Raw genomic sequence first — 24889 nt, 5'->3', positions numbered from 1 at the left:
CTTAGTGGCCGCCGGAGGGGTAGGGGGTGGTGACGCCCGCGCTGAACATGCCCGGCAGGGCCTCGCCCAGACCCATCAGGATGAACTGGATCGCCAGGGCGCACAGGATCAGGCCCAGCACCCGCACCACGATGGCCATGCCGACGTCGCCCAGGATGCGGCTGATCGGGCCGGTGGCGGCGAAGCACATGAAGGTGACGACACAGGCGGCGACCATGGCGGTCAGCGATGCGGCCGTGCCCGCCGCGCCCAGCTTCTGGGCCTCGCCCGCCTGGATGATGATGGCCGAGATGGCGCCGGGCCCGATCATCAGGGGAATGGCGAAGGGCACGATCAGGCGCTTGAACCGGCGCTTGGCGTAGCCGCGCACGTCCTGGGCGTCGGTCGCGGCGTCGGCGTCGGCGAAGATCTTCAGGAAGTCCTCGCGCGCCATGTCCAGGCCCAGCAGCAGCAAGAGGATGCCGCCCGCGATGCGGAAGGCGGCCAGCGAGATGCCGAAGAACTGCAGCAGGCCCAGGCCCGTGAAGAAGAAGAAGCCGAGGAAGACCGCCGCGAAGGCGCAGATCATGGCCGAGACGGTGATGCGCTGACGCAGGGAGGCGCCCGCCGTGGCCGCCGCGAAGATCGGCACATTGCCGATCGGGTCCAGCAGGGCGAACAGCGCCACGAACAGGTTGACCCCCAGATCGACCGCGTTCATTGCTTGCCCCCGCCTTAGAAAACCCGCCGCGCGACCGCGACCCCTTGTCTCACCTATCGGGGCATCCGCGCGCGCCTGCAAGCCGCCGAGAGCCGGAAATGTCGCAAGATCGCCCCAATCGCCCCTTCGACCCGCGCGTCATCTGCGCCCTGGACGTGCCGACGACCGATGAGGCGCGCGCGCTGGTCGAGCGGATCGGCGATGCGGTCGGCTTCTACAAGGTCGGGCTGCAGCTGTTCGCCTCGGACGGCATGGGGCTGGCGCGCGAGCTGAAGGCGTCGGGCGCTCAGGTGTTTCTGGACTGGAAGCTGCACGACATCGGCGCGACGGTGGAGAAGGCGACGGCGGTGCTGGCGAACGCGGGCTGCGACCTGCTGACCGTCCACGCCCGGCCGCAGGTGATGGCGGCGGCGGCGCGCGGGGCGGCGGGATCCGACCTGAAGATTCTGGGCGTCACCGTCCTGACCAGCCTGATGGACGACGATCTGAAGGCGGACGACCACAGCCTGTCGGCGGCCGAACTGGTGGAGCAGCGGGTGCGTCAGGCGCTGGAGGCCGGTATCCACGGCGTCGTCTCCAGCCCGCATGAGGCGAGCCGGGCGCGCGAGATCGCCGTGGCGGCGGGGCGCGAGGACTTCCTGATCGTGACGCCGGGCGTACGGCCCGCAGGCGCGGCCATGGACGATCAGGCGCGCGCCGCGACCCCGGCCAGCGCCCTGCAATCTGGCGCGACCCATCTGGTCATCGGCCGTCCGATCACCGCCGTCGCCGATCCGCGTGCGGCGGCCCAGGCGATCACCCAGGAGATCGCCCTGGTCTGAGGCCTATGGGCTTGATCCGTAAGGGGTCTGCTTCACGTGAAACAGAAAGACTGAACTCATCTTGAGTGTTGGCGAAGCCCCTCATTTCCGCTCGTCCCGGCGGACGCCGGGATCCAGCAAGAGCGCCAAACAGGCGGCTGCTCATTGAACCTGGCGTTTTGAAGCCAAAGCACTGGATCCCGGCGTCCGCCGGGATGAGCGGGGCAGAAAGACCAGCCTCTGACGCGAACTCAGCCAAGAAGAAAGGCGGCGTCTGTGGACGCCGCCCTTTTTCGTATCAGCCGCGTTCGCCGCGTTCCTGGCGGTAGGGCCGCTCGGTCGGAGACGGCGGCGCCGGCGGGGCGGGCGGCACGGCGTAATAGCCCTGGTCGAAGTTCACGACCGGCGGCGCGGTTTCGACGCGCGGCGGCTCGACGTAGACGTTGGGGCGGGCCACTTCGACCTGGGCCGGGGCGACGCGCACGTCGGCGGCGGCCACATGGACCGGCGGCGGCGCCACGTGGACGCGGGCCGGCTCGACGTAGACCGGGGCCGGCTGCACGAAGACCGGCGGCGATTCCACATAGACGGGCGGCTGCGAGACATAGACCGGCGGCTGGCTGACATAGATCGGCTCGGCGCGGTAATGCACCGGCTGCATAGGCTGGGGCGGCGGGCCGCAGCGGCCGCAGTCGTGACCGTATCCGCCCTGATAATAGCCCTGCTGGTAGCCGCCCTGATATTGGCCCTGATATTGGCCGCCGTACCCGCCATAGCCGGCGCGCGCCCAGGGATAGCGGCCGTAGCCGTCGACCGGATAGCCGAAGGGCATGGAGCGGGTGACGCCGGAATAGGCGTAGCCGCCGTGCTGGATCGGCGGCTGCGACGGGGCGATCACGACCGGCGGACGAACCCCGGCGCCGCCGTAGCCGTAACCATAGCCGTAGCTTTCGATCGGGCCGTAGCCGCCCTGCCAGCCGGTGTCGCTGTACCAGGTCTGGGCGCGGCTCTGGACCACGGGACCGCGGGCGTAGCCGGCGGCGGCGTTATATCGGGCGCCGGCCTGATGGGCCTCGGCCGCTCCGGCGATGAGGACCGCCGCGCCTGCGGCGGCGTAAAATAGGGCCTTCATGGCTGCGCTCCTTGTTTCAGCCGTAAAGGTTAATGCGGATCTCGCCAGAGCGTTCACTATTCTCCCGTCAAGGGAACCGGGAAGCCGCATCGGTAGGAGGCATGAGGCGTCCAGGTCGCCTTCGCCCAGGCAGAGAGCCGTCGGGCGGCGAGCCATAGCGCCCTAATCAGCTCAAGCAGCGAGCCGCCGCGCGGCGAGCGGTAGCGCCTTAAAAGTCCACCGCCAGGCCCTTCTTCTCCCAGTCGCCGAAACGGGTCGGTTCCGGTCCCTTGCGGCCGCCGACCTCGTTCGGAAGCGCAGCGGCTTCCTCGGCGGCGCGGCGTTCGGCGGCCTCCAGCAGGGCGCGGCGGGCGACCTCGTTCAGGGGGCGCTCGGGCGTGGCGTGGGGCACGTCGGCGTTGAAGGCTTCCTCGGGGGAAGGTTCAGTCGGGGGGGTGGGCTGTTCGGTCACAGGTCGCCTGCCTTGAGAGCGGGGATACTGCGGCTCAAATAGACGTTCCGGCTGAACACGCCACCCCTGTCGCCTGAAACCTTTCGCCTGAAGCCCCGCATGAACCATCTGAAGACATTCGCCCTGCTGGCCGCGATGACCGCCCTGTTCATGGGGATCGGCTATCTGATCGGCAAAGGGCCCGGCATGGCGATCGCCCTGGTCGTGGCGGCGGGCATGAATGTCTTCAGCTATTGGAACGCGGACAAGATCGTCCTGAAGATGTACCGCGCCCAGCCGGTGGACGAGACCCACCCCAACGCCGTGGTGCGCGCCTATGTCGCCGATGTGAAGCAGATGGCGCAGGACGCCGGCATGCCCCTGCCCAACATCACCATCATCCCGAACGATCAGCCGAACGCCTTCGCCACGGGACGCAACCCCCAGAATGCGGCGGTGGCGGCGACGACGGGCCTGCTGGACATGCTGACGCGCGAAGAAATCCGCGGCGTGATGGCGCATGAACTGGCCCATGTGAAGAACCGCGACACCCTGACCATGACGGTCACGGCGACGGTGGCGGGCGCCATCGCCATGCTGGCCAACTTCGCCCTGTTCTTCGGCGGCGGCGACGACCGCGAGCGTCCGGGCGGCATGATCGGAACCATCGCCCTGATGCTGCTGGCGCCGATGGCGGCGGGCCTGGTGCAGATGGCCATCAGCCGCACTCGTGAATACGAAGCCGATCGCGTCGGCGCCGAGATCGCCAACGACCCTCAGGCCCTGGCCTCGGCCCTGCAGAAGATCGAGACCTATGCGCGGGGCGCGGTCAACGCCCCGGCCGAGCGCAATCCGGCGACGGCCCATATGTTCATCATCAATCCGTTGAACGGGAAGGGAGCGGACAATCTGTTCTCGACCCACCCGGCCACCGGCAATCGCGTCCGCGCCCTGATGGAGCTGGGCGCGAAGATGGGCATGGGCGGGCGCGTGCGTCCGGCGGCGGCCTTCGTCGCGCCTGCGCCTTCGCCGGCACCCTCTGCCGCGCCGATCCGGGGAACCAGCGTGCCGACGACCGACGACGCCCCCGCCGCGCCGCCGCGCGGGCCGTGGGGCTGAGGCTTCCGCAAGGATGGGCCTTTGCGTGCGCGGGCTTAAGCCGCTAGAGCGAAATCGGTTCAGTTGGACGAGTGTCCAACTGAACACAGATATTCGCTCCAAGCATAATTCTGGACCATTGTTCTGGGTTCAGTCGATTTCGACTGAACCGAAAATGGTCTAGAGCGCGCGCCATGACCGACGAGACCGATCCCAAACCGTCCGACGCCGAGCGCCCCGAATGGGCGAAGGCGCATGGCCCGCTGCGCTCCTTCGGACGCATCAAGTCGCGGCCGATCAAGGCGAAGCAGGCGGCCCTGTTCGACACCCTGATGCCGCGCATCGCCGTGCCGGACCCGGCCAAGGGGCCGATCGATCCTCAAGCTCTGATGCCGGGCGCGAAAGCCGCCTGGCTGGAGATCGGCTTCGGCGGCGGCGAGCATCTGGCGGCCCAGGCGGCGCGTCATCCCGAGGCGGTGATGATCGGATGCGAGCCCTTCCTGAACGGCGTCGCCTCGGCCCTGCGCCACGTCGAGGAAGGCGGGCTTGAGAACGTGCGCCTGCACGCCGACGACGCCCGCGCGGTGATGGCGGCCTTGCCGGACGCCTCGCTGGACCGGGTGATGATCCTGTTCCCCGACCCCTGGCACAAGGCGCGCCACAACAAGCGCCGCTTCCTGCAGGACGAGACGGCGGTGGAGATCGCCCGCCTGCTGAAGCCGGGCGGCAAGGTGCGCTTCGTCACCGACTGGCTGGACTACGCCGACTGGGCGCTGGAGCGACTGGCGCGCACGTCGGGTCTGACGCGCCGTGAGACCGGCGCCGACTGGTTTGCCCCGCCCGAAGACCATGTCGTCACCCGCTATGAGGAAAAGAAGCTGGGCGACACCGATCCGATCTTCCTGGAATTCGAAAAGCAGGGCTGAATGGCGGGGCGCTTGCGGGAATGGGACGGCGGGGGCTGACACGGCCCCCGCTTTCGCCTATATGACCGCTCACATCGTTAGACCGACGTCCAACGGCGTCGTATCAAGCGGCGGCCCGGACGGACCGTCGCTTTTGTTTTTGGAGTAGCCGCTTGCGGGCCAAGACCGCCGAAGACCGCGCTCTGCTTGAGCTGATCGACCCCGTGGCCGAGAGCCTGGGGCTAGCGGTCGTGCGCGTGCGTCTGATGGGCGGCACCCTGCGTCGTCGCCTGCAGATCATGGCTGAGCGCAATCTCGATCACGACATCTCGGTCGAGGAATGCGCCCGCCTGTCGCGCGCCGTGTCCGAGGTGCTGGACGCCGCCGATCCAATCTCTGGCGAATATCTGCTGGAAGTCTCCTCGCCCGGCATCGACCGGCCGCTGACGCGCCTGATCGACTTCGACCTGTTCGAAGGTCTGGAAGCCCGTCTTGAAACCGACCGCATGGTCGAGGGCCGCAAACGCTTCAAGGGCATTGTCGCCGGGGTCGAGGGCGAGAACGTCGCCATCGATCTGGACGGCGAGGACGAGACCGCCCTGATCCCCTTCGCCTGGCTGGCCGACGCCAAGCTGGTGCTGACCGACGAATTGCTGAAACGCGGCGCGGCCCTGCGCGCGGCGCGCGGCGAACCCGAAGACGACGGCCTGCCCGAGGGCGAGCCCGACGCTGAACAATCCAACTCCGACTCCACTAAGGACGACGCCTGATGGCCGTGACCGGAATCTCCGCCAACCGCCTGGAACTGCTCTCCATCGCTGACGCCGTCGCGCGCGAGAAGAACATCGACCGGGAGATCGTCATCGAGGCGATCGAGGAAGCGATCCAGAAGGGCGCCAAGTCGCGCTATGGCGCGCACCACGACATTCGCGCCAAGATCGACCACAAGACCGGCGAGCTGAGCCTGACCCGTCACGTCACCATCGTCGGCGACGACTGGCAGCCGGAAGACGAGCTGGAAGAGTTCAACGACAGCGCCATGGTGCGTCTGCGCGACGCGCTGAAGCGCGACGCCGAGGCCGAGGTCGGCAAGGAATACGTCGAGATTCTGCCGCCGTTCGAGTTCGGCCGCGTCCAGACCCAGATGGCCCGTCAGGTCGTGACCGGAAAGGTCCGCGAGGCCGAGCGCGCCAACCAGTACGAAGAGTTCAAGGATCGCGTCGGCGAGATCGTCAACGGCACGGTCAAGCGCGTCGAATACGGCAACACCATCGTCGACCTGGGCCGCGGCGAAGGCATTATGCGCCGCGACCAGTCGATCCCGCGCGAGGTGTTCAACGTCGGCGACCGCGTCCGCACCTATATCTACGACGTGCGCCCGGAGGCCAAGGGCCCGCAGGTCATGCTGTCGCGCGCCCACCCCGGCTTCATGGCCAAGCTGTTCGCCCAGGAAGTGCCGGAAGTCTATGACGGCGTGATCGAGATCCGCGCCGCCGCCCGCGACGCCGGTTCGCGCGCCAAGATGGCCGTCCTGTCGAACGACTCTTCGATCGACCCCGTCGGCGCCTGCGTCGGCATGCGCGGCTCGCGCGTTCAGGCGGTCGTCGCCGAACTGCAGGGCGAGAAGATCGACATCATCCAGTGGAACGACGACGAGCCGACCTTCATCGTCAACGCCCTGGCCCCGGCCGAAGTGGCCAAGGTGGTGCTGGACGAAGAAGCCGACCGCGTTGAAGTCGTGGTGCCGGACGAGCAGCTGTCGCTGGCCATCGGCCGTCGCGGCCAGAACGTCCGCCTGGCCTCGCAGCTGACCGGCTGGCAGATCGACATTATCACCGAGTCTCAGGACTCCGAGCGTCGCCAGCGCGAGTTCGCCGAGCGCACCGCCCTGTTCCAGGAAGCCCTGGACGTGGACGAGACGATCGCCCAGCTGCTGGTCACCGAAGGCTTCGCCACGGTCGAGGATTTGGCCTTCGTCGAGGCTTATGAAATCTCCGAGATCGAAGGCTTCGACGAGGACACGGCCGAAGAGCTGCAGACCCGCGCCCGCGAGCATCTGGACCGCCAGGCGGCCGAGTTGGACGCCAAGCGCGTGGCCTTGGGCGTCGAAGACGGCGTGCTGGAAGTGCCGGGCGTGACCGCCGCTATCGCCGTCGCCCTGGGCGAAGGCGGGGTGAAGACGGTCGAGGATCTGGCCGACCTGGCCACCGACGAAATCCGCGGCGGCTATGAAGTGCGCGGCGGCGAACGGGTCAAGGTTCCGGGCGTGCTGGAAACCTTCAATCTGAGCCAGGAAGACGCCGAAATGCTGATCCTGCAGGCGCGCGTGGCCGCCGGCTGGATCGACGCTTCGGAACTGCCTCAGCCGGAATACGTCGAGGAAGAGACGCTGGAAGGCGACGTCGAGTTCGACGGCGAAGGCCAGGAAGACGCCCAGGCTGATGAAGCCGACGCTGACGCTGATGCAGAGGTCGTCGCTGACGACCTCGACGATCAGTCCCGCGACATGTGATGGGAGCCGCAGCTGTCCATGAGGTCGTCCGAGACGTTGATCGATAGGGATCGTCAGGACTTGGCGTCACGCCAGGTTCTCGATGAATCTCGCCTGATCCGTTTTGTCGGCGGCCCGGACGGCGCGGTGGCGCCCGATCTGGGGCGTAAGCTTCCGGGGCGCGGCCTGTGGGTCGCGGCCGACCGCGCCTCGCTTGAGGCCGCGATCAAGAAGAACCTGTTCGCGCGGGCGGCCAAGGCGCCGTTGAAGCCCGCCGCCGACCTGCCCGATCTGGTCGAGACCCTGCTGGTTCGGCGTTGTCTGGACCAGCTGGGTCTTGCCCGGCGCGAAGGCGTGCTTATCTCTGGGTTCGAGAAATGCGCTGCGGCGATCCGCAGCGGCCGCGCCGCATGGCTGATCGAAGCCGCCGACGGCTCGGCCGATGGGCGCGGCAAGCTTCTGGCCCTCTCCAGACACGCCTCGCCCGCCCCCGAAATCTGCGGGGCTTTCAGCGCGGACGATTTGAGTTTGGCCCTTGGGCTGGAAAATGCGATACACGCCGTCCTGCTGCGAGGCGGGCGGGCTGATCGTTGGACCCAGGAGGTTCAGCGGTTGGCGGGATTTCGACCTCTCTGTCCCCAGAGCTGGAACCGGGCGGGGCCCGAACACGGCGCAGAGGACGACCGGAGCGCGGCTCCGGAAGGAGAGCCTTAGGGTTTGAGCGGCGGCGGGCCTGTTTCCGAAACAACGGAGGCGGGGCCGCATTCTGCTATGGGTGATTGAGAGACGAAGGCGGAATTCTCCGCCCTGAGTAAAGCGACCGGATGAGCGACGAAAACAACAATTCCAACGACGGCAAGACTCCTGCCAACACGCCTTCGCAAACGGGGCCGCGCGCGCCGTTGAGCCTGAAGCCGCGTGCGGCGGGTTCGGTCTCGACCGGCACGGTGAAACAGAGCTTCAGCCACGGCCGTTCTAAGACCGTCGTCGTCGAGACCAAGCGCCGCGCCGGCCCGCAGGGCGGGCATCAGCGTCCGCAGGGCTTCGACGTCGCGCGTCCGCGTCCCGAAGGCGGCGCGCCGCGTTCGGCCGCGCCGCGTCAACCGGCCGGCGGCGCCCTGTCGCCCGAGGAACAGGAGGCGCGTCGCCGCGCCATCGCCCTGGCCACGCAACAGGCCGCCGAGCGCGAGCGCAACGCGGTCGCCGCCAAGGCCGCCGCTGAGGCCGCCGAGCGCCAACAGGCCGCCGCCGCCGAAGCCGCTGCGACCAAGGCCGCCGCTGAAGCCGCCGCCGCCAAGGCCGCCGCCGAAGCCGCCCGCGTCGAAGCCGCCAAGCTGAGCGCCGCGGCGCCGGCGCCCGCTCCGGCCAAGCCGGTCGCGCCGAAGGTTGAAGCGCCCAAGGTCGAGGCTCCGAAGGTCGAAGCCAAGCCTGAGCCGGTCAAACCGGCGGCCCCGGTCGCCCCGGCCGCGCCCAAGCGCCCGGCGGTCAACTTCGGCCAGCGCGCACCCAAGATTCCGACCGGCCGCGCGCCGCTGGAGCGTCCCGCCTTCGGCGGCCGTTCGGCCCGCGAACAGGCCATGGGCGACGGCGAGCGTCCGCAGGCCCGTGAACAGGCGCCGCGCGAAGGCGGCCGCGAGGGCGCCGAGCGTCCTGCGCGTCCGGCCCAGACCGTCCGCTATTCGGCGCTGAACCCGCGTCCGGCCCCCGGCGCCCGCACCGGCGCGCCCGGCGCCTCGCGTCCCGGCGCCCGTCCGGCTCCGAACCAGCCTCCGGCCCAGCCCGAAGTGGCGCGCCCCAGCCGCGCCGGCGGCGGCTTCGCCCGTCCGGCCACCGGCCGCGAGGACGATCGCGAGAAGCGTTTCGCCGACAACGCGCCCGGCAAGGCCGTCAGCCGCACGCGCGGCGAGCCCAAGCGCCGCGAAGGCCGCCTGACCATCCATTCGGTGGCGGGAGGCGACGAGGACGCCGTCGAGCGCATGCGCTCGCTGGCCTCGGTGCGCCGCGCTCGCGAACGCGAGAAGGAAAAGCGCCGCGGCGGTTCGACCGAAACGCCCAACCGTCCGCGTGAAGTGGTCATTCCCGACACCATCACTGTCGGCGAACTGGCCAACCGCATGGCCGTGCGCGGCGTCGACATCATCAAATTCCTGATGCGTCAGGGCCTGATGATGAAGATCAACGACGTGATCGATTCCGACACCGCCGAACTGGTGGCCGAAGAGTACGGCATGGCCGTCAAGCGCGTGTCCGAATCCGACGTTGAAGAAGGCTTCATCGCCGACGCCGACGACGCCGATGCGGGCGAGATCCGCGCCCCGGTCGTGGCCATCATGGGCCACGTCGACCACGGCAAGACCTCGCTTCTGGACGCGCTGCGCACCACGGACGTGGCGGGCGGCGAAGCCGGCGGCATCACCCAGCACATCGGCGCCTATCAGGTGCGCCTGGCCGACGGTCAGCGCATCACCTTCCTGGACACGCCGGGCCACGCGGCCTTCTCGGCGATGCGGGCGCGCGGCGCCAACGTCACCGACATCGTCGTCCTGGTCGTGGCGGCCGACGACGGCGTCATGCCGCAGACGGTCGAGGCCATCCAGCACGCCAAGGCGGCGGGTTCGCCGATCATCGTGGCGGTCAACAAGATCGACAAGCCGGACGCCAATTCGCAGAAGGTCGTCAACGAGCTGCTTCAGTATGAAGTCATCTCCGAGAGCCTGGGCGGCGACACCCAGATCATCGAGCTGTCGGCCAAGGAAAAGATCAACCTCAACGGTCTGACCGACGCCATCCTGCTGCAGGCCGAAGTCATGGACCTGCGCGCCAACGCCGACCGTTCGGCCGAAGGCGTGGTCATCGAGGCCAAGCTGGACAAGGGCCGCGGCCCGGTCGCGACCGTCCTGGTCAAGCGCGGCACGCTGAAGCGCGGCGACATCGTCGTGGCCGGTTCGGCCTGGGGCAAGGTTCGCGCCCTGCTGAACGAGCGCAACGAGCAACTGCCTGAAGCCGGTCCGTCGGTTCCGGTCGAGATCCTCGGTCTGGACGAGGCGCCGTCGCCGGGCGACGTCTTCGCCGTGGTGGAATCCGAGGCCCGCGCCCGCGAACTGACGGAATACCGTCAGCGCGTGAAGCGCGAGAAGACTCAGGTCTCGGGCGGCTCGCTGTCGCTGGTCGACATGATGTCCAAGCTGCAGTCCAAGAAGGTCAATGAACTGCCGGTCCTCATCAAGGCCGACGTTCAGGGCACGGCGGAAGCCATCGTCGGCTCGCTGGACAAGATGGGCAACGACGAGGTCCGCGCCCGCACCGTCTATTCGGGCGCCGGCGGCATCACCGAGAGCGACGTCAACCTGGCCAAGTCGGCCGGGGCGCCGATCCTGGGCTTCAACGTCCGCGCCTCGAAACAGGCGCGCGACCTGGCTGACCGCGAAGGCGTCGAGATCCGCTACTACTCGATCATCTACGACCTGCTGGACGACATTAAGGGCGTGCTCTCGGGCATGCTGGCGCCGCTCCAGCGCGAAACCTTCCTCGGCAACGCCAAGGTTCTGCAGGCCTTCGACATCACCAAGGTCGGCCGGGTCGCAGGCTGCCGCGTCACCGAGGGCGTGGTCCGCAAGGGCGCGCGCGTCCGCATCATCCGCGACGACGTGGTGGTGCTGGAACTGGGCGTGCTCAACACGCTCAAGCGCTTCAAGGACGAGGTCAACGAAGTGCCTTCGGGTCAGGAGTGCGGCATGCAGTTCGCCGGCTTCCAGGACATCAAGGAAGGCGACTACATCGAGTGCTTCACCGTCGAAGAGATCAAGCGCACCCTGGACTAGGGTGTGCCGGATCCGTCAACGAAGGACATTGAGGGGCGCGGTTTTGCAAGGAGCCGCGCCCTTGGTTCATCTGCAAGACGCCTCTGGGGGTTCACCCGGGCCGTTGAGGACACTAGGGTTCGCAAATCGCCGGGGGGCGTGTTCACAGACGAGGCCGTCATGCGTCGCTCCATCCTGACTCTGGGACTCCTGGCCGCTGTGGCGACGAGCGTCGCCTCGCCCGCGCTAGCCGACACTCGTTTCCTGTCCTTTGACGCCCGCGACCGCACGACGCAGGCGCTCACGCGCGGCGTGACGCTGGAGGTTGAGCGCGGCTGGTTCGGCGCGACTTCATTGAAGAACCTCTTCTCCTCGACTTCACGCGGTTCGGCGCGCTTCGAGCGGGGCGGGCCGAACCAGGCGTTGCAGGTGTTGCCGGAAGGCTCTGGCGGCGGAAGCGTTTACGCCATCTCGGCCGAAGGCGACGGCCGTGCCCTGGCTCGGGCCTTGTGTCCCGGTGCGGACGAGACCTGGATCGTGGTCGGCCGTGTGCGAGCCGGTCATCCCTTGAGCATTGAGACGGTCGGTCGCTGGGCTGGCGGCGAGTTCCGTCACTGCGTCACGCTGAACTACGACTATCGCGGCGAGTGGTCGCGCCTGCAGGGCGCATCGCCCGCTCGCGACGCTCCCGCCGCCTACGGCTCCAACTAAGTCGGACGACGGACATGCTGGTTCGGTGGAGCCTTGCAGTTCTGATCGGTGCGTCAGCGGCTGTCTGGACCGCCGAACGGCCAGGCGATCCCGGGTTGTTCCCACCTGTGCGATCCGAGACGACGGTCGTCGTCCATCTGCTCGACAACGGCTTTCACACCGACCTGGCCGTGCCGCGCGCGGCGCTGGCGGCGGGCGACGACGCCCTGGCGCGGGCGGTGCGGGCCCTGCCGCAGGGCGACTGGGTGCGGGTCGGCTGGGGCGACTCCGTCTTCTATGTCGAGCAGGGAGCGATCAGCGGCCGCCTGCCCGACGGGGCGCGGGCCTTCTTCAAGCCCGGCGGCAATCCGTCCGTGGTCATGCTGGACCCCGATCCGACCGATCCGGCGCTGTTCGCCGAGGCGGAGAGGGCGACCTTGCGCCTGTCGCCTCAGGGCTTCGCCACCCTGCGCGCGCGGGTGGCGACGTCGCTGCGGCTGGATGAGGGCGGGCAGGCCGTGGTTTCGGCGCAGAGAGACGGCGACGACGCCGTCTTCTACGCCAGCGGCGAGACCTTCTGGGTCGGCCATCTGTGCAACCACTGGACGGCCGAGGTGCTGAACGCGGGCGGTCTGTCTATGCCGATGGCCCGCAGCCTGACCTCGGGCGCGGTGATGCGGGCGGTCCGGCAGGCGGAACAGAGTGCGGCGGAACTGGACTTGAACGACGCAGGCGACTAGACCCCGCCCCTTCGCGTTTCAGAGCCGGCGTCCGATCCCCGGCGGCGCGAGCAGGAGGAGCCCACGATGGCCCGTAAGCAACACACCCGCAACGCCAGCGGCCCGCTGGGGCCGTCGCAGCGCCAGCTGCGCGCCGGCGAACTGATCCGCCACGCTCTGGTCGACGTCATGCGCGAGCATGAGATCCACGACGAGGCCCTGGTCGGCGTCTCCGTCACCGTGACCGAGGTGCGGATGAGCCCGGACCTGCGCCACGCCACCTGTTTCGTCGAGCCTCTGGGCGCGGGCGTCGAGGCGGCCGAAACCGCCGGGCACGAGAGCGCCATCATCAAGGCGTTGAACGAACACGCCAAATTCCTGCGCGGTCAGCTGGGCCGCCGCATCGACATGAAGTTCACGCCGGACCTGAAATTCCGCCACGACGAAAGCTTCGACGCGGCCAGCCACATGGACCGTCTGTTCAACGATCCGCGCGTGCGCGCCGACATCGAACACGCTGACGATGAGGATGACGGGCCTCAAGCAGCGCAAGGCGCGGTAGGCACAGAGAAAGACTGAGCTATGGCGCGACGCAAGAAGGGCGATCTCGTCAACGGCTGGGTGTGCCTGGACAAGCCCTATGAGATGGGCTCGACCGAGGCGGTGACGAAGATCCGTCGCCTGTTCAACGCCCAGAAGGCGGGCCATGCGGGGACGCTGGACCCGCTGGCCTCGGGCATTCTGCCCATCGCGCTGGGCGAGGCGACCAAGACGGTGCCCTTCATGATGGAGGCGCAGAAGGTCTATCGCTTCACTATCCACTGGGGCATTTCGACCGACAGCATCGACCGCGAGGGCGAGATTATCGCCCGTTCGGACGTGCGGCCTTCGGTCGAGGCGGTGGCGGCGGCCCTGCCGTCCTTCGTCGGCGAGATCGACCAGACGCCGCCCGCCTTTTCGGCCATACGGGTCAATGGCGAGCGCGCCTATGATCTGGCGCGGGCGGGGGTGGAGGTCGAACTTCAGTCCCGCCGCGTGACCATTCATGAGGCGGCGGTGACGGCCGCGCCCGACGCCGATCACGTCGAGATCACGATGCGCACAGGCAAGGGCGTCTATGTCCGATCCCTGGCGCGCGACCTGGCGATCATGCTGGGCGCCGAGGGTCATGTCTCGGACCTGCGGCGCGAGCGGGTGGGGCCGTTCTCGGTCGACAACGCCGTAACGCTGGATTTTCTGGAAGAGTTGGCGCATAAGGGCGCCGCCTTTGAGGGCTTGCTGCCCGTTTCGACCGCTCTGGACGACATCCCGGAGTTGGCCGTGACGGATCAGGACGCCCTCTCTCTGAGGCAGGGACGGCCGATCGTTCTGCTCCCCCGACAGATTGAAACGCTCAAGGATCGGCTGCCTGCTGGTTCGCGGCTGGTTTCGGTCTTCGAGGGCGGAACCCTGGTCGCGCTCGGCAATCTCAGGGCCGGTCGGCTTGAACCCGATCGTGTTTTCAACCTCCCCTGACGCAGGCTCACACGCTTGCCGATAGGACACCCAACGCCCTCAAACAGCGAGCCTCCGCGAGGCGAGCGATAGGGCAAGAAAGGACTCTCGATGTCGATTACGGCTCAACGTAAAGCTGAAGTCATCGCCGACAACGCTCGCTCGACGGGCGACACTGGTTCGGCTGAAGTGCAGGTCGCGATCCTGACGGAACGCATCGCCAACCTGACCGAGCACTTCAAGACCCACAAGAAGGACAACCACTCGCGTCGTGGCCTGCTGAAGCAGGTTTCGCAGCGTCGTCGCCTTCTGGACCACCTGAACAAGACCGACAGCGCCCGCTATCAGGCGCTGATCGCCAAGCTGGGCCTGCGTCGCTAAGGCGCCCCCGGTTGCGGATCGGATAATTCCACGAGGCGCGGGCGGACACGTCCGCGCCTCGTTCCGCTCCTAGACTACGCTTTCCCGTGCGCCGCGGGTCTTACCGGCGCAACCGACGCGAGGGCCTGAAATCCGGTCCTCAATCACCCGTCCGGCCGCGATGACGCGGCCTGGCTAATGGGGACCGCAGGACTGAACGGCCTGCCGCTCCGCACACCCCCGACGGGAATACGCCCGCGGGAGACGAAAGAAGAATAATGTTCGACATCAAACGCAAGACGATCGAGTGGGCCGGACGCCCGCTGACGCTGGAAACCGGCCGCATCGCCCGTCAGGCTGACGGCGCCGTGCTGGCGACCTACGGCGAGACCGTGGTTCTGGCCACCGTCGTCTATGGCCGCCAGCCCAAGCCGGGCCTGGATTTCTTCCCCCTGACCGTCAACTACCAAGAGAAGACGTTCGCCGCCGGCAAGATCCCGGGCGGCTACTTCAAGCGTGAAGGCCGTCCGACCGAGAAGGAGACCCTGGTCTCCCGTCTGATCGACCGCCCGATCCGCCCCCTGTTCGTCAAGGGCTTCAAGAACGAGACCCAGGTCATCGTCACCGTGCTGCAGCACGACCTTGAGAACGATCCCGACATCCTGGGCATGGTCGCCGCCTCGGCCGCCCTGACCCTCTCGGGCGTGCCCTTCATGGGCCCGATCGGCGCCGCGCGCGTCGGCATGATCGACGGCGAGCTGGTGCTGAACCCCGCCATCGACCAGATGGGCGAAAGCTCGCTGGATCTGGTCGTCGCCGGTACGCAAGACGCCATCATGATGGTCGAATCCGAAGCCAAGGAGCTTTCGGAAGACACCATGCTGAAGGCCCTGATGTTCGCGCACGCCGGCATGCAGCCGGTGATCGACGCCATCATCGAACTGGCCGAGCACGCCGCTAAGGAGCCGTTCGACTTCCAGGCTGAAGACCATTCGGACGTCGTCGCCTCGATCAAGAAGCTGGTCGGCGAAGACATCAAGGCCGCCTACGCCCATCCGGGCAAGTACGAGCGCCGCTCGGGCGTCGACGCGGCCAAGAAGACCGCCGCCGCCGCCCTGGTGAAGACCGACGAAAACCCCGAGGGCGTCGACTCGTCCAAGTTCTCGGCGGCGTTCAAGGAATGCGAAGCCGACGTCCTGCGTCGCGACATCATCGAGAACAGCCACCGCGTCGACGGCCGCGCCCTGGACAAGGTCCGCGCCATTGTCTCGGAAGTCGGCGTCCTGCCGCGCACCCACGGTTCGTCGCTGTTCACGCGCGGCGAGACCCAGGCCCTGGTCGTCGCCACGCTCGGTACCGGCGAGGACGAGCAGTACATCGACAGCCTGACGGGCACCTACAAGGAGTCCTTCCTGCTGCACTACAACTTCCCGCCCTATTCGGTCGGTGAAGCGGGCCGCATGGGCTCGCCGGGCCGTCGCGAAATCGGTCACGGCAAGCTGGCCTGGCGCGCCATCCGCCCGATGCTGCCGACGAAGGAAGACTTCCCCTACACCATCCGTCTGGTGTCGGAGATCACCGAGTCCAACGGCTCGTCCTCGATGGCCACGGTCTGCGGTTCGTCGCTGGCCCTGATGGACGCCGGCGTGCCGCTGGTCCGTCCGGTCTCGGGCATCGCCATGGGTCTGATCCTGGAGCCGTCGGGCGAGTTCGCCATCCTGTCGGACATCCTGGGCGACGAAGACCACCTGGGCGACATGGACTTCAAGGTCGCGGGCACCTCGGAAGGCATCACCAGCCTTCAGATGGACATCAAGGTCGCCGGCATCACCAAGGAGATCATGCAGCAGGCCCTGACGCAGGCTTCGGCCGGCCGTCTGCACATCCTCGACGAAATGTCGAAGGCGATGGAGGCCCCGCGCGCCGAGCTGGGCGAGTTCGCTCCGAAGATCGAATCCATCAAGATCGCGGTCGACAAGATCCGTGAAGTGATCGGTTCGGGCGGCAAGGTCATCCGCGAGATCGTCGAGAAGACCGGCGCCAAGATCGACATCGGCGACGACGGCACCATCAAGATCGCCGCCAACGAGCAAGAGAAGATCGAAGCCGCCAAGGCCTGGATCCAATCGATCGCCTCGGAGCCGGAAGTCGGCACGATCTACACCGGCAAGGTCGTGAAGGTCGTCGACTTCGGCGCCTTCGTGAACTTCTTCGGCGCCAAGGACGGCCTAGTCCACGTGTCCCAGATCGCTCTGGAGCGCGTCGCCAACCCGGCCGACGTCCTGTCGGAAGGCCAAGAGGTCAAGGTCAAGTTCCTGGGCTTCGACGATCGCGGCAAGACCAAGCTGTCGATGAAGGTCGTCGATCAGGAAACCGGCGAGGACATCACCGACAAGATCAACGCCGAGCGCGCTGAACGCGGCGAAGCCCCGCTGTCGGAAGACACCGGCGGCCGTCCCAAGGGCGACCGCAACGGCGGCGACCGCGGCCGTCGCCGTCGCGACTAAGCCTCGGCGTCATCGCTGAACTGAAGAAGGCCCCGGCGGAGCGATCCGCCGGGGTCTTTTTTGTGCGCTATCGCTCGCGACGCGGTCGCGCGCTGCTTGAGCGCGCTTTCTCCCTCCCCTTCATGGGGAGGGTGGCCGAGCCCGTCAGGGCGAGGTCGGGTGGGGGCGGCAGGAGAAATCAGGCGCAACGCTCGTAATCGCTGGCCCTCCCCACCCGGTCTTCGCTTCGACCACCCTCCCCATGAAGGGAAGGGAGAAGATCAGCCCTTGCATTCTTTCGGAGGGGTTTCGCCGTCGCGGGTCCACATCGCGCAGGAACGGTCGATCTCGCCCTGGATCAGGTCGCAAGGGTTGGAGGCGTGGCAGGGCGGGCGGGTCGCTGGGCTGACGGCGATGCAGCGCTGGACCAAGCGGGCGGAAGCCGCTTCGCCCAGGGTCTCAAGGCAGGGGCGTGCGTCGATCGGAACTCGTTGTGGCGCCATGTCCGGGCCTTCGGGCAGGCGGGCCTCGGGCTCGCGGGCGTGGGAAGGCGCAGGCGCCGGGACCGGCGCGGAGGCCGCCGGCTCCGGGCGCGGCTGGCAGGCGGCGAGCAGGCCGCTGAGGATCAGGCAGGCCAGAAGGGACGGTCGGGTCATGCGGGGGCTCCGGATCGGGGTTCGCCTGTCAATGACGATGACCCCGATCCGGCTCCGCGAAAAGCCTTATCGGCGGGCGGCTTCGACGGCGGCGCGCTGCAGGGCGAACAGTTCGGTGCAGCCGATTTCCGCCAGTTCGAACAGACGGTCGAACTCGGCCCGGCTGAAGCCGCGCTTCTCGCCGGTGGCCTGGATTTCGACGATCTGGCCCGCGCCGGTCAGGACGAAGTTGCTGTCGGCCTCGGCGGTGGAGTCTTCCTCATAATCGAGGTCCAGCACCGGCAGATCCTTGAACACGCCGCACGACACGGCCGCCACCTGATCCAGGATGGGGTCGGTCGTCAGCACGCCCTCGTCCTTGAGGTAGTTGAGGGCCGAGGCCATCGCCACCCAGGCGCCGGTGATGGAGGCGGTGCGGGTGCCGCCGTCGGCCTGGATCACGTCGCAGTCGATCAGCACCTGACGCTCGCCCAGCGCCTTCAGGTCGACCACGGCGCGCAAGGAGCGGCCGATCAGGCGCTGGATCTCCTGGGTGCGGCCCGACTGTTTGCCGGCGGCGGCTTCGCGGCGGCCGCGTGTGTGAGTGGCGCGCGGCAGCATGCCGTATTCCGCCGTGACCCAGCCCTGGCCGGTGTTGCGCATCCAGCCCGGCACCTTCTCCTCGATCGAGGCCGTCACCAGCACCTTGGTGTGGCCGAAGGACACCAGGCACGAGCCCTCGGCGTAGCGGTTGACGCCGGTTTCCAGCGTGACGGTGCGGAGTTGTTCGGGGGTGCGTTCGGACGGGCGCATGGGAATTCCTTGGAAGCGGGATGGCGCGTGCTTATCCTGAAACCATGAGCCTGTCCCGCCCTGACCCGTCTATCGTGCGTCTTCGCCTGGCCGTGGCCGCCGATGCCGCGATCCTGGCGCGCTGGGATGAAGCGCCGCACGTCGTCGCCTGCCTGACCGACGACCCCGACCATCATGAGGCGGCCGACTGGGACGAGGAGCTGGCTGTGCAGTCCGACGTCTTTCGCTACTTCATCGCCGAGGTCGACGGCCGTCCGATCGGGGCCATGCTGGACATCGACCCGGCGGGCGAACCCAACGGCTACTGGGGCGAGATCGAGCCGAACCTGCGCGCCCTCGATATCTGGATCGGTGAGGCCGACGCCCTGAACCGGGGCCATGGGACGCAGATGATGACCCTAGCGTTGGACGCCTGTTTCGCCCGCCCGCAGATCGAGGCGGTGGTGATCGATCCGCTCAACTCCAATACCGAGGCGCATCGCTTCTATCAGCGGTTGGGCTTCCGGCCGGAGGGGCGGCGCGTCTTCAACGGGGCGGACGACTGCCTGGTCCATCGCCTGACCCGCGCGGACTGGGCGGCGCGGAGGATGGCGGCATGAGTCTGCTGCATCCTTCGCCCGGCCTGGCGACGCTGGATGCGCGGGCGCGCGACATCTTCCGCCGGGTGGTCGAAAGCTATCTGGAGACGGGCGAGCCGGTGGGGTCGCACACCCTGTCGCGCGCGGGGCTGGACCTGTCGCCCGCCTCGATCCGCAACACCATGCAGGCGTTGACGCAGGCCGGGCTGCTGGCCTCGCCGCACGCCTCGGCTGGGCGGGCGCCGACCCATGCGGGGCTGCGGCTGTTCGTGGACGGCCTCTTGGAGGTCGGCGACATCGGTCAGGAGGAGCGGCGCGAGATCGACGCCCGGCTGGCCGTGCTGGGCGCCAAGGGCGGCGGACGCAATGTCGAGGAGGCGCTGGATGCGGCCTCGTCCTTGCTGTCGGGTCTGGCGGGCGGGGCGGGCATCGTCGCCAGCCCGGTGCGCGAGGCCGGGGTGCGTCATGTCGAGTTCGTGGCCCTGGGCGGGGGGCAGGCGCTGGCGGTGCTGGTCGCCGACGACGGGGTGGTCGAGAACCGGCTGATGAGCCTCCAGCCCGGCGTCACCCCCTCGACCCTGCAGGAGGCGTCGAACTTCCTTAGCGCGCGGCTGAAGGGGCGCCCGCTGGCCGAGGCCCGGCATGAGATGAAGGCCGAGATGGAGGCCGCGCGGCGTGATCTGGACGCCGCCGCCGCCCGCCTGGTCGAAGACGGGCTGGCGGCCTGGAGCGGCGGCGCAGGCGGCGGGGGGCATGACCGCAACCTGATCGTGCGGGGGCGCGGCAATCTGTTGCAGGACGCCCGCGCGGCCGAGGATCTGGAGCGGGTGCGCGTCCTGTTCGACGACCTGGAGCAGAAGGAACAGCTGATCGGTCTGCTGGACGACGTCGGCGCGGCCCAGGGCGTGCGCATCTATATCGGCGCGGAAACGCGACTCTTTTCGCTTTCGGGTTCCGCCGTGATCGCGGCGCCCTATATGTCGGGCCGGCAGCGGGTGCTGGGCGCCATCGGCGTCATCGGGCCCGCGCGGTTGAACTACGCCCGTGTCATACCGTTGGTGGACTATACCGCCCGGGTGCTGGGCCGGATTCTGGACGGACAAGAGACGTGAACGACATCAACGACGAGACGCGGGACCAACTCGAGCAGGACATCCACGAGGCGGACCTCGCGCCCGAGGGCGACGATACCGCCGTGGTCGACGCCCTGATCGCCGAGCGCGACCAGTGGAAGGATCGCGCCCTGCGCGCCGTGGCCGAGGCCGAGAACGTCAAGCGCCGCGCCGAGACGCAGCAGAACGACGCCCGCGCCTACGCCATCCAGCGCTTCGCCAAGGATCTGCTGGGCGTGGCCGACACGCTGGAGCGCGGTCTGGCGACAGCGCCCAAGGACGCCGACGGCCCGGCGGCCGCCATGCTCACGGGGCTGGAGCTGACGCAGAAGTCCCTGCTGTCGGCCTTCGAGGCCAACGGCCTGACCCGCGTCGATCCGGCGCCGGGCGACGCCTTCGATCCGCACCTGCATCAGGCGATGATGGAGCAGCCTTCGGACACCGTGCCGGGCGGCGCCGTCATCCAGACGCTGCAGCCGGGCTACGCCCTGTTCGGCCGCACCGTGCGCGCGGCCATGGTGGTGGTCGCGGCCAAGGGCTCGGGCGCGGCGGCGGGCGGCGCCTATGCCGATCCCAACACGACCGGCGGGAATTTCGACGCCAAGGCCTGATGGTCTTCGCGTGCTGAAACGACGACGGCCCGGTGCAGATGCGCCGGGCCGTTTTTCTTTGCTTAGCTTCCCGCGCTGCGCTTGCGGCCGAAGCACTGGGCCCCGGCGTCCGCCGGGGCGAGCGGGTGGAGAGGTCAGTCCTTCAATCTCGAATCGAACAGTTCGAGCAGCCGCCGCCAGCCGTCCCTCGCGTCCGCCTCGCGGTAGGAGGCGCGATAGTCGGCGTGGAAACCGTGCGGGGCGTCGTCGTAGAGGATGATCTGACTGTCGTTCCGGCCGGCGGACTTCAGGGCGTCATTCATCGCCTTGACCGTGTCGTTGGGAATGCCGCTGTCTGCACCGCCGTAGAGGCCCAGCACGGGGGCATTCAACTCGCCCGTCAGGTCGATGGGCCAGGGGCGGCCCGCCGTCTTCTGCTCGTCGGTGGCCGTGTCGGCGGGGGACAGACGGCCGTACCAGGCGACCCCGGCGTCCAGTGTCGGGAAGCGGGCCATGGCCTGCCACACCACCTTGCCGCCCCAGCAGAAGCCGGTGATCCCGACCTTGTCGGCCTTGGCCCAGGACTGGGCGCCGATCCAGTCCAGCGTGGCGCCGATATCGCTCATCACCTGGTCGTAGCCGGCGGCGGCGACGATGCGCATGATGGCCTGCATGTCGCTGAGCGGAGCCGGGTCTTGCACGCGGACGAAGAAGGCGGGGGCCACGGCGGCATAGCCCGCCTTGGCCAGGCGGCGGCAGACGTCGCGGATGTATTCATGCACGCCGAAGATTTCGGACACGACGATCACGACGGGGAAGGGGCCGGGGCCGTCGGGTCGGGCGACATAGGCGGGCAGGGCGAAGCCGTCGGGCGCCGGATAGGTCGCGTCGGCCGTGACCAGGCCCGCCGTGTCGGTGGCGATCGGCTGGGCCGACTGGCTGAGGGCGGCGGGGGTGTAGGCGGCGAAGAACAGCCCGCCCGCCGTCGCCACGCCCAGGCTGCGGCGGCTGGGGGCGATCTGGTCGGGGCTCAGGCCCTCGGGCCGGGTGATCAGGGTCATCTCGGGTCTCCGGTCGGCGCTGTGGAAGCCGCGACAGTGCCCCGGCTTTCGCCGCCGCGTCGAGTCCTTCGGTCTAGCCTGCGACCCGCAGGGTCAGGTTAACCCGCCCGCCGCCCGGCAGAAGCCGCGACGACCCCGCCAACAGCCGATCGATCCCGTGACGCGCCAGCCGCGCCGGTCCGGTCAGGGCGCAGACGTCGCCGGACGCCAGACGCACGCTGTGGGTGGCGCCGCCTTCGGCCGGGCCGATGCGGAACACCGCCGTGTCGCCCAGGGAGATCGACAGCACGGGCGCCGTCAGATCGCGCTCGTCCCGGTCCTGATGCAGCCCCATCTTCGCCTCGCCCTGATAGAGGTTGACCAGGCAGGCGTCGGGCGGGCTCGGCCAGCCGGTCAGGGCGTCCCACAGGCTCAGAAGCCGGGGCGGAATGGCGGGCCAGGGCGCGCCGGTCGCCGGATGGGTCGGCTGATAGCGATAGCCTTGGCGGTCCGACACCCAGCCCAGGGCGCCGAAATTGCTCATCCGCACTGAAAACGGCCGCCCGCCGGGCGTCACCGGCCGATAGAGGGGCGCCGCCTCCAGGCCTCGCCGCACCTCGGCCAGCAGTTCGGCCTGTTCCGCAGCGTCCAGCAGGCCGGGCCACAGACGAAAGCCGGGCAGGGCTGTCGGCGCTTCCCTCATATCTTTTCTGGGCGGTTGCAGGGGGTTTTGCGGGATCATCGGCCGAATTTAGCGGCGCCGCGCCGCCTTGTCCGCCATAAGGCGCGGAATCGGCCCGGAACCGGTCGGAAGGCCTTGCAGCCTCTGCGGTCTTTCCCATATCCGAGCCAATCCGGCGATAACCCCCTATTCGTTAGGGGCTTGTCCGCCGATCCCATCCACCGCCGAACCGGGCGTCGTCCGGCGCGGCATGATTACAAAAGCCCATCTGGGGGCGGTCACGCGCGGCGCTTGATCCAAGGCCGCCGCATCGCCCGCCGCAAGGAGTGAAAAGACAAGCCCATGGCCAAGATCATCGGCATCGACCTCGGCACGACCAACTCGTGCGTCGCCGTCATGGACGGCAAGAACCCCAAGGTCATCGAGAACGCCGAAGGCGCCCGCACCACCCCGTCGGTGGTCGCCATTCAGGACGGCGGCGAAATCCTCGTCGGCCAGCCCGCGCGCCGTCAGGCGGTGACCAACCCCGCCAACACCTTCTTCGCCATCAAGCGCCTGATCGGCCGCAATTTCGATGACCCGGTGGTGGCCAAGGACAAGGGCATGGTGCCCTTCGAGATCGTCAAGGGTCCGACCGGCGACGCCTGGGTCCAGGCCCACGGCAAGGACTATTCGCCCCAGCAGGTTTCGGCCTTCACCCTGGGCAAGATGAAGGAGGCCGCCGAGGCCTATCTGGGCGAGAAGGTCACCCAGGCCGTCATCACTGTTCCCGCCTATTTCAACGACGCCCAGCGTCAGGCGACCAAGGACGCCGGCAAGATCGCCGGTTTGGAAGTCCTGCGCATCATCAACGAGCCGACCGCGGCGGCCCTGGCCTATGGCCTTGAGAAGAACGACGGTCAGAAGATCGCCGTCTACGACCTGGGCGGCGGCACCTTCGACGTCTCGATCCTGGAGATCGGCGACGGCGTGTTCGAGGTGAAGTCGACCAACGGCGACACCTTCCTGGGCGGTGAAGACTTCGACATGCGTCTGGTCGACTACCTGGCCGACGAGTTCAAGAAGGAGCAGGGCGTCGACCTGCGCCAGGACAAGCTGGCCCTGCAGCGCCTGAAGGAAGAGGCCGAAAAGGCCAAGAAGGAGCTGTCCTCGACGACCCAGTACGAGGTCAACCTGCCGTTCATCACCATGAACGCCTCGGGCCCGCTGCACCTGAACATCAAGCTGTCGCGCGCCAAGCTGGAAGCTCTGGTCGACGACCTGATCCAGCGCACGATCGAGCCCTGCGCCAAGGCGCTGAAGGACGCGGGCCTCAAGGCCTCGGACATCGATGAAGTCGTTCTGGTCGGCGGCATGACCCGCATGCCCGCCGTGCAGGAAGCCGTGAAGAAATTCTTCGGCAAGGAGCCGCACAAGGGTGTGAACCCGGATGAAGTCGTGGCCCTGGGCGCCGCCGTTCAGGCCGGCGTTCTGCAAGGCGACGTCAAGGACGTGCTGCTGCTGGACGTGACCCCGTTGACGCTGGGCATCGAGACCTTGGGCGGCGTGTTCACGCCCCTGATCGAGCGCAACACGACGATCCCGACCAAGAAGGCTCAGGTCTTCTCGACCGCTGACGACAATCAGTCGGCCGTGACGATCCGCGTCTTCCAGGGCGAGCGCCCGATGGCCGCCGACAACAAGGTGCTGGGTCAGTTCGACCTGATGGGCATTCCGCCGGCGCCGCGCGGCATGCCGCAGATCGAGGTCGCCTTCGACATCGACGCCAACGGCATCGTCCACGTGACGGCCAAGGACAAGGCGACGAACAAGGAACAGTCGATCCGCATCCAGGCCAACGGCGGCCTGTCGGACGCCGACATCGAGAACATGGTCAAGGAAGCCGAGGCCAACGCCGCGGCCGACAAGGCCCGCAAGGAACTGGTCGAGGCCCAGAACGGCGCCGACAGCCTGGTCCACTCGACCGAGAAGGCCCTGGCCGAGCACGGCGACAAGATCGACGACGCGACCAAGGCGACCATCCAGTCGGCCCTGGACGACCTGAAGTCGGCCAAGGACGGCACGGACCCCGAGGCTATCCGCGAGAAGACCAACACCCTGGCGCAGGCTTCGATGAAGCTGGGCGAGGCCATGTACGCCGCCCAGCAGGGCGGGGCTGAAGGCGACGCCGAGGGCCAACCGGCCGACGACGGCGTGGTCGACGCCGAGTTCGAGGAAGTCTCGGACACGGACGAGAAGAAGGACGCCTAACCCGGCGCCTCGCTAATGTTCGGCCCCGCTTGCCAGACGGCAGGCGGGGCCGTTTCATGAAACTTGCATCATTCGACCGGGCGC

At 68.2% G+C, this 24889-nt stretch carries 24 protein-coding genes; 17 read left to right on the top strand and 7 right to left on the bottom strand.

The genetic code is table 11. The features are described 5' to 3' along the window. Position 1: 1 nt before the first annotated feature. The gene (locus ABC419_RS01105) at positions 2 to 700 is read right to left on the bottom strand and encodes a MarC family protein (protein ID WP_087139683.1); all 699 of its coding nucleotides are present in this window, start codon (positions 698 to 700) and stop codon (positions 2 to 4) included. 98 nt (positions 701 to 798) lie between these two features. Between ABC419_RS01105 and pyrF the strand changes: the two genes are divergently transcribed. Then, positions 799 to 1521 carry an orotidine-5'-phosphate decarboxylase gene (pyrF, locus tag ABC419_RS01100; RefSeq protein ID WP_412876597.1) on the top strand — a complete coding sequence of 241 codons (723 nt, stop codon included), beginning with the start codon at positions 799 to 801 and terminating at the stop codon, positions 1519 to 1521. 277 nt (positions 1522 to 1798) lie between these two features. Here pyrF and ABC419_RS01095 read toward each other — a convergent pair whose 3' ends face one another. After that, positions 1799 to 2632, bottom strand: a complete 834-nt coding sequence (locus ABC419_RS01095; RefSeq protein ID WP_200168698.1) for a hypothetical protein — start codon at positions 2630 to 2632, stop codon at positions 1799 to 1801. 208 nt (positions 2633 to 2840) lie between these two features. Beyond that, positions 2841 to 3083, bottom strand: a complete 243-nt coding sequence (locus ABC419_RS01090; RefSeq protein ID WP_125899577.1) for a DUF1674 domain-containing protein — start codon at positions 3081 to 3083, stop codon at positions 2841 to 2843. Between the two features lie 99 nt (positions 3084 to 3182). Here ABC419_RS01090 and htpX point away from each other — a divergent pair, with 99 nt between their 5' ends. From htpX to pnp, 12 genes are all read left to right on the top strand, one after another. Next, complete coding sequence (htpX, locus tag ABC419_RS01085) at positions 3183 to 4181, top strand: zinc metalloprotease HtpX (RefSeq protein ID WP_412876598.1); 999 nt, start codon at positions 3183 to 3185, stop codon at positions 4179 to 4181. Between the two features lie 173 nt (positions 4182 to 4354). Then, the gene (gene trmB / locus ABC419_RS01080) at positions 4355 to 5086 is read left to right on the top strand and encodes a tRNA (guanosine(46)-N7)-methyltransferase TrmB (RefSeq protein WP_368922987.1); all 732 of its coding nucleotides are present in this window, start codon (positions 4355 to 4357) and stop codon (positions 5084 to 5086) included. Positions 5087 to 5238: 152 nt separating this feature from the next. Next, entirely contained in the window at positions 5239 to 5835 is a 597-nt protein-coding gene (gene rimP, locus ABC419_RS01075; protein WP_125899574.1) for a ribosome maturation factor RimP, read from the top strand. Beyond that, complete coding sequence (nusA, locus tag ABC419_RS01070; protein WP_125899573.1) at positions 5835 to 7577, top strand: transcription termination factor NusA; 1743 nt, start codon at positions 5835 to 5837, stop codon at positions 7575 to 7577. The genes rimP and nusA overlap by 1 nt, the downstream gene beginning before the upstream one ends. Positions 7578 to 7595: 18 nt before the next feature. Next, entirely contained in the window at positions 7596 to 8270 is a 675-nt protein-coding gene (locus ABC419_RS01065; RefSeq protein ID WP_412876599.1) for an RNA-binding protein, read from the top strand. A gap of 110 nt (positions 8271 to 8380) precedes the next feature. Further along, complete coding sequence (gene infB / locus ABC419_RS01060) at positions 8381 to 11377, top strand: translation initiation factor IF-2 (protein ID WP_412876600.1); 2997 nt, start codon at positions 8381 to 8383, stop codon at positions 11375 to 11377. Between the two features lie 159 nt (positions 11378 to 11536). Beyond that, positions 11537 to 12067: a hypothetical protein gene (locus ABC419_RS01055; RefSeq protein ID WP_125899570.1), complete on the top strand. Its 531-nt coding sequence runs from the start codon at positions 11537 to 11539 to the stop codon at positions 12065 to 12067. 95 nt (positions 12068 to 12162) lie between these two features. Further along, a complete protein-coding gene (locus ABC419_RS01050; RefSeq protein WP_412876601.1) occupies positions 12163 to 12786 on the top strand; it encodes a DUF2459 domain-containing protein in 624 nt (207 codons plus the stop codon). A gap of 66 nt (positions 12787 to 12852) precedes the next feature. Continuing rightward, a complete protein-coding gene (gene rbfA, locus ABC419_RS01045) occupies positions 12853 to 13344 on the top strand; it encodes a 30S ribosome-binding factor RbfA (RefSeq protein WP_412876602.1) in 492 nt (163 codons plus the stop codon). A gap of 3 nt (positions 13345 to 13347) precedes the next feature. Continuing rightward, positions 13348 to 14280 (top strand): tRNA pseudouridine(55) synthase TruB, encoded by a 933-nt coding sequence (gene truB / locus ABC419_RS01040; protein WP_412876603.1) that lies wholly within the window; start codon positions 13348 to 13350, stop codon positions 14278 to 14280. Between the two features lie 90 nt (positions 14281 to 14370). Beyond that, complete coding sequence (gene rpsO / locus ABC419_RS01035) at positions 14371 to 14640, top strand: 30S ribosomal protein S15 (RefSeq protein ID WP_003166644.1); 270 nt, start codon at positions 14371 to 14373, stop codon at positions 14638 to 14640. A gap of 257 nt (positions 14641 to 14897) precedes the next feature. Then, complete coding sequence (pnp, locus tag ABC419_RS01030) at positions 14898 to 17126, top strand: polyribonucleotide nucleotidyltransferase (protein WP_412876604.1); 2229 nt, start codon at positions 14898 to 14900, stop codon at positions 17124 to 17126. Between the two features lie 260 nt (positions 17127 to 17386). Here the strand turns inward: pnp and ABC419_RS01025 are convergent, their stop codons facing one another. Further along, a complete protein-coding gene (locus tag ABC419_RS01025) occupies positions 17387 to 17761 on the bottom strand; it encodes a hypothetical protein (RefSeq protein WP_412876605.1) in 375 nt (124 codons plus the stop codon). 66 nt (positions 17762 to 17827) lie between these two features. Continuing rightward, positions 17828 to 18553: a ribonuclease PH gene (gene rph / locus ABC419_RS01020; protein ID WP_087139716.1), complete on the bottom strand. Its 726-nt coding sequence runs from the start codon at positions 18551 to 18553 to the stop codon at positions 17828 to 17830. A 44-nt stretch (positions 18554 to 18597) separates the two neighbouring features. On the opposite strand from rph, the gene ABC419_RS01015 reads away from it, so the two are divergent. The 3 genes from ABC419_RS01015 to grpE are packed head-to-tail and all read left to right on the top strand — an operon-like array spanning position 18598 to position 20854. Further along, positions 18598 to 19152, top strand: a complete 555-nt coding sequence (locus ABC419_RS01015) for a GNAT family N-acetyltransferase (RefSeq protein WP_412876606.1) — start codon at positions 18598 to 18600, stop codon at positions 19150 to 19152. Beyond that, complete coding sequence (gene hrcA, locus ABC419_RS01010) at positions 19149 to 20243, top strand: heat-inducible transcriptional repressor HrcA (RefSeq protein WP_200168196.1); 1095 nt, start codon at positions 19149 to 19151, stop codon at positions 20241 to 20243. Before ABC419_RS01015 ends, hrcA begins: the two co-directional genes overlap by 4 nt. A gap of 41 nt (positions 20244 to 20284) precedes the next feature. After that, positions 20285 to 20854 carry a nucleotide exchange factor GrpE gene (gene grpE, locus ABC419_RS01005; RefSeq protein ID WP_374759223.1) on the top strand — a complete coding sequence of 190 codons (570 nt, stop codon included), beginning with the start codon at positions 20285 to 20287 and terminating at the stop codon, positions 20852 to 20854. A 134-nt stretch (positions 20855 to 20988) separates the two neighbouring features. Here grpE and ABC419_RS01000 read toward each other — a convergent pair whose 3' ends face one another. After that, positions 20989 to 21894, bottom strand: coding sequence for a dienelactone hydrolase family protein (locus ABC419_RS01000; protein WP_412876607.1), 906 nt, complete (start codon positions 21892 to 21894; stop codon positions 20989 to 20991). A gap of 73 nt (positions 21895 to 21967) precedes the next feature. After that, complete coding sequence (locus ABC419_RS00995; RefSeq protein ID WP_412876608.1) at positions 21968 to 22576, bottom strand: alpha-ketoglutarate-dependent dioxygenase AlkB; 609 nt, start codon at positions 22574 to 22576, stop codon at positions 21968 to 21970. Between the two features lie 321 nt (positions 22577 to 22897). Between ABC419_RS00995 and dnaK the strand changes: the two genes are divergently transcribed. Further along, positions 22898 to 24805, top strand: coding sequence for a molecular chaperone DnaK (gene dnaK, locus ABC419_RS00990; RefSeq protein ID WP_200168200.1), 1908 nt, complete (start codon positions 22898 to 22900; stop codon positions 24803 to 24805). The last annotated feature ends 84 nt before the right edge of the window (positions 24806 to 24889 follow it).

The organism is Brevundimonas phoenicis, assembly GCF_047237745.1.
Classification (GTDB): Bacteria; Pseudomonadota; Alphaproteobacteria; order Caulobacterales; family Caulobacteraceae; genus Brevundimonas.
The sequence above is the reverse complement of the archived record's forward strand: the minus strand, read 5'-3'. Positions and strand labels throughout refer to the sequence as shown.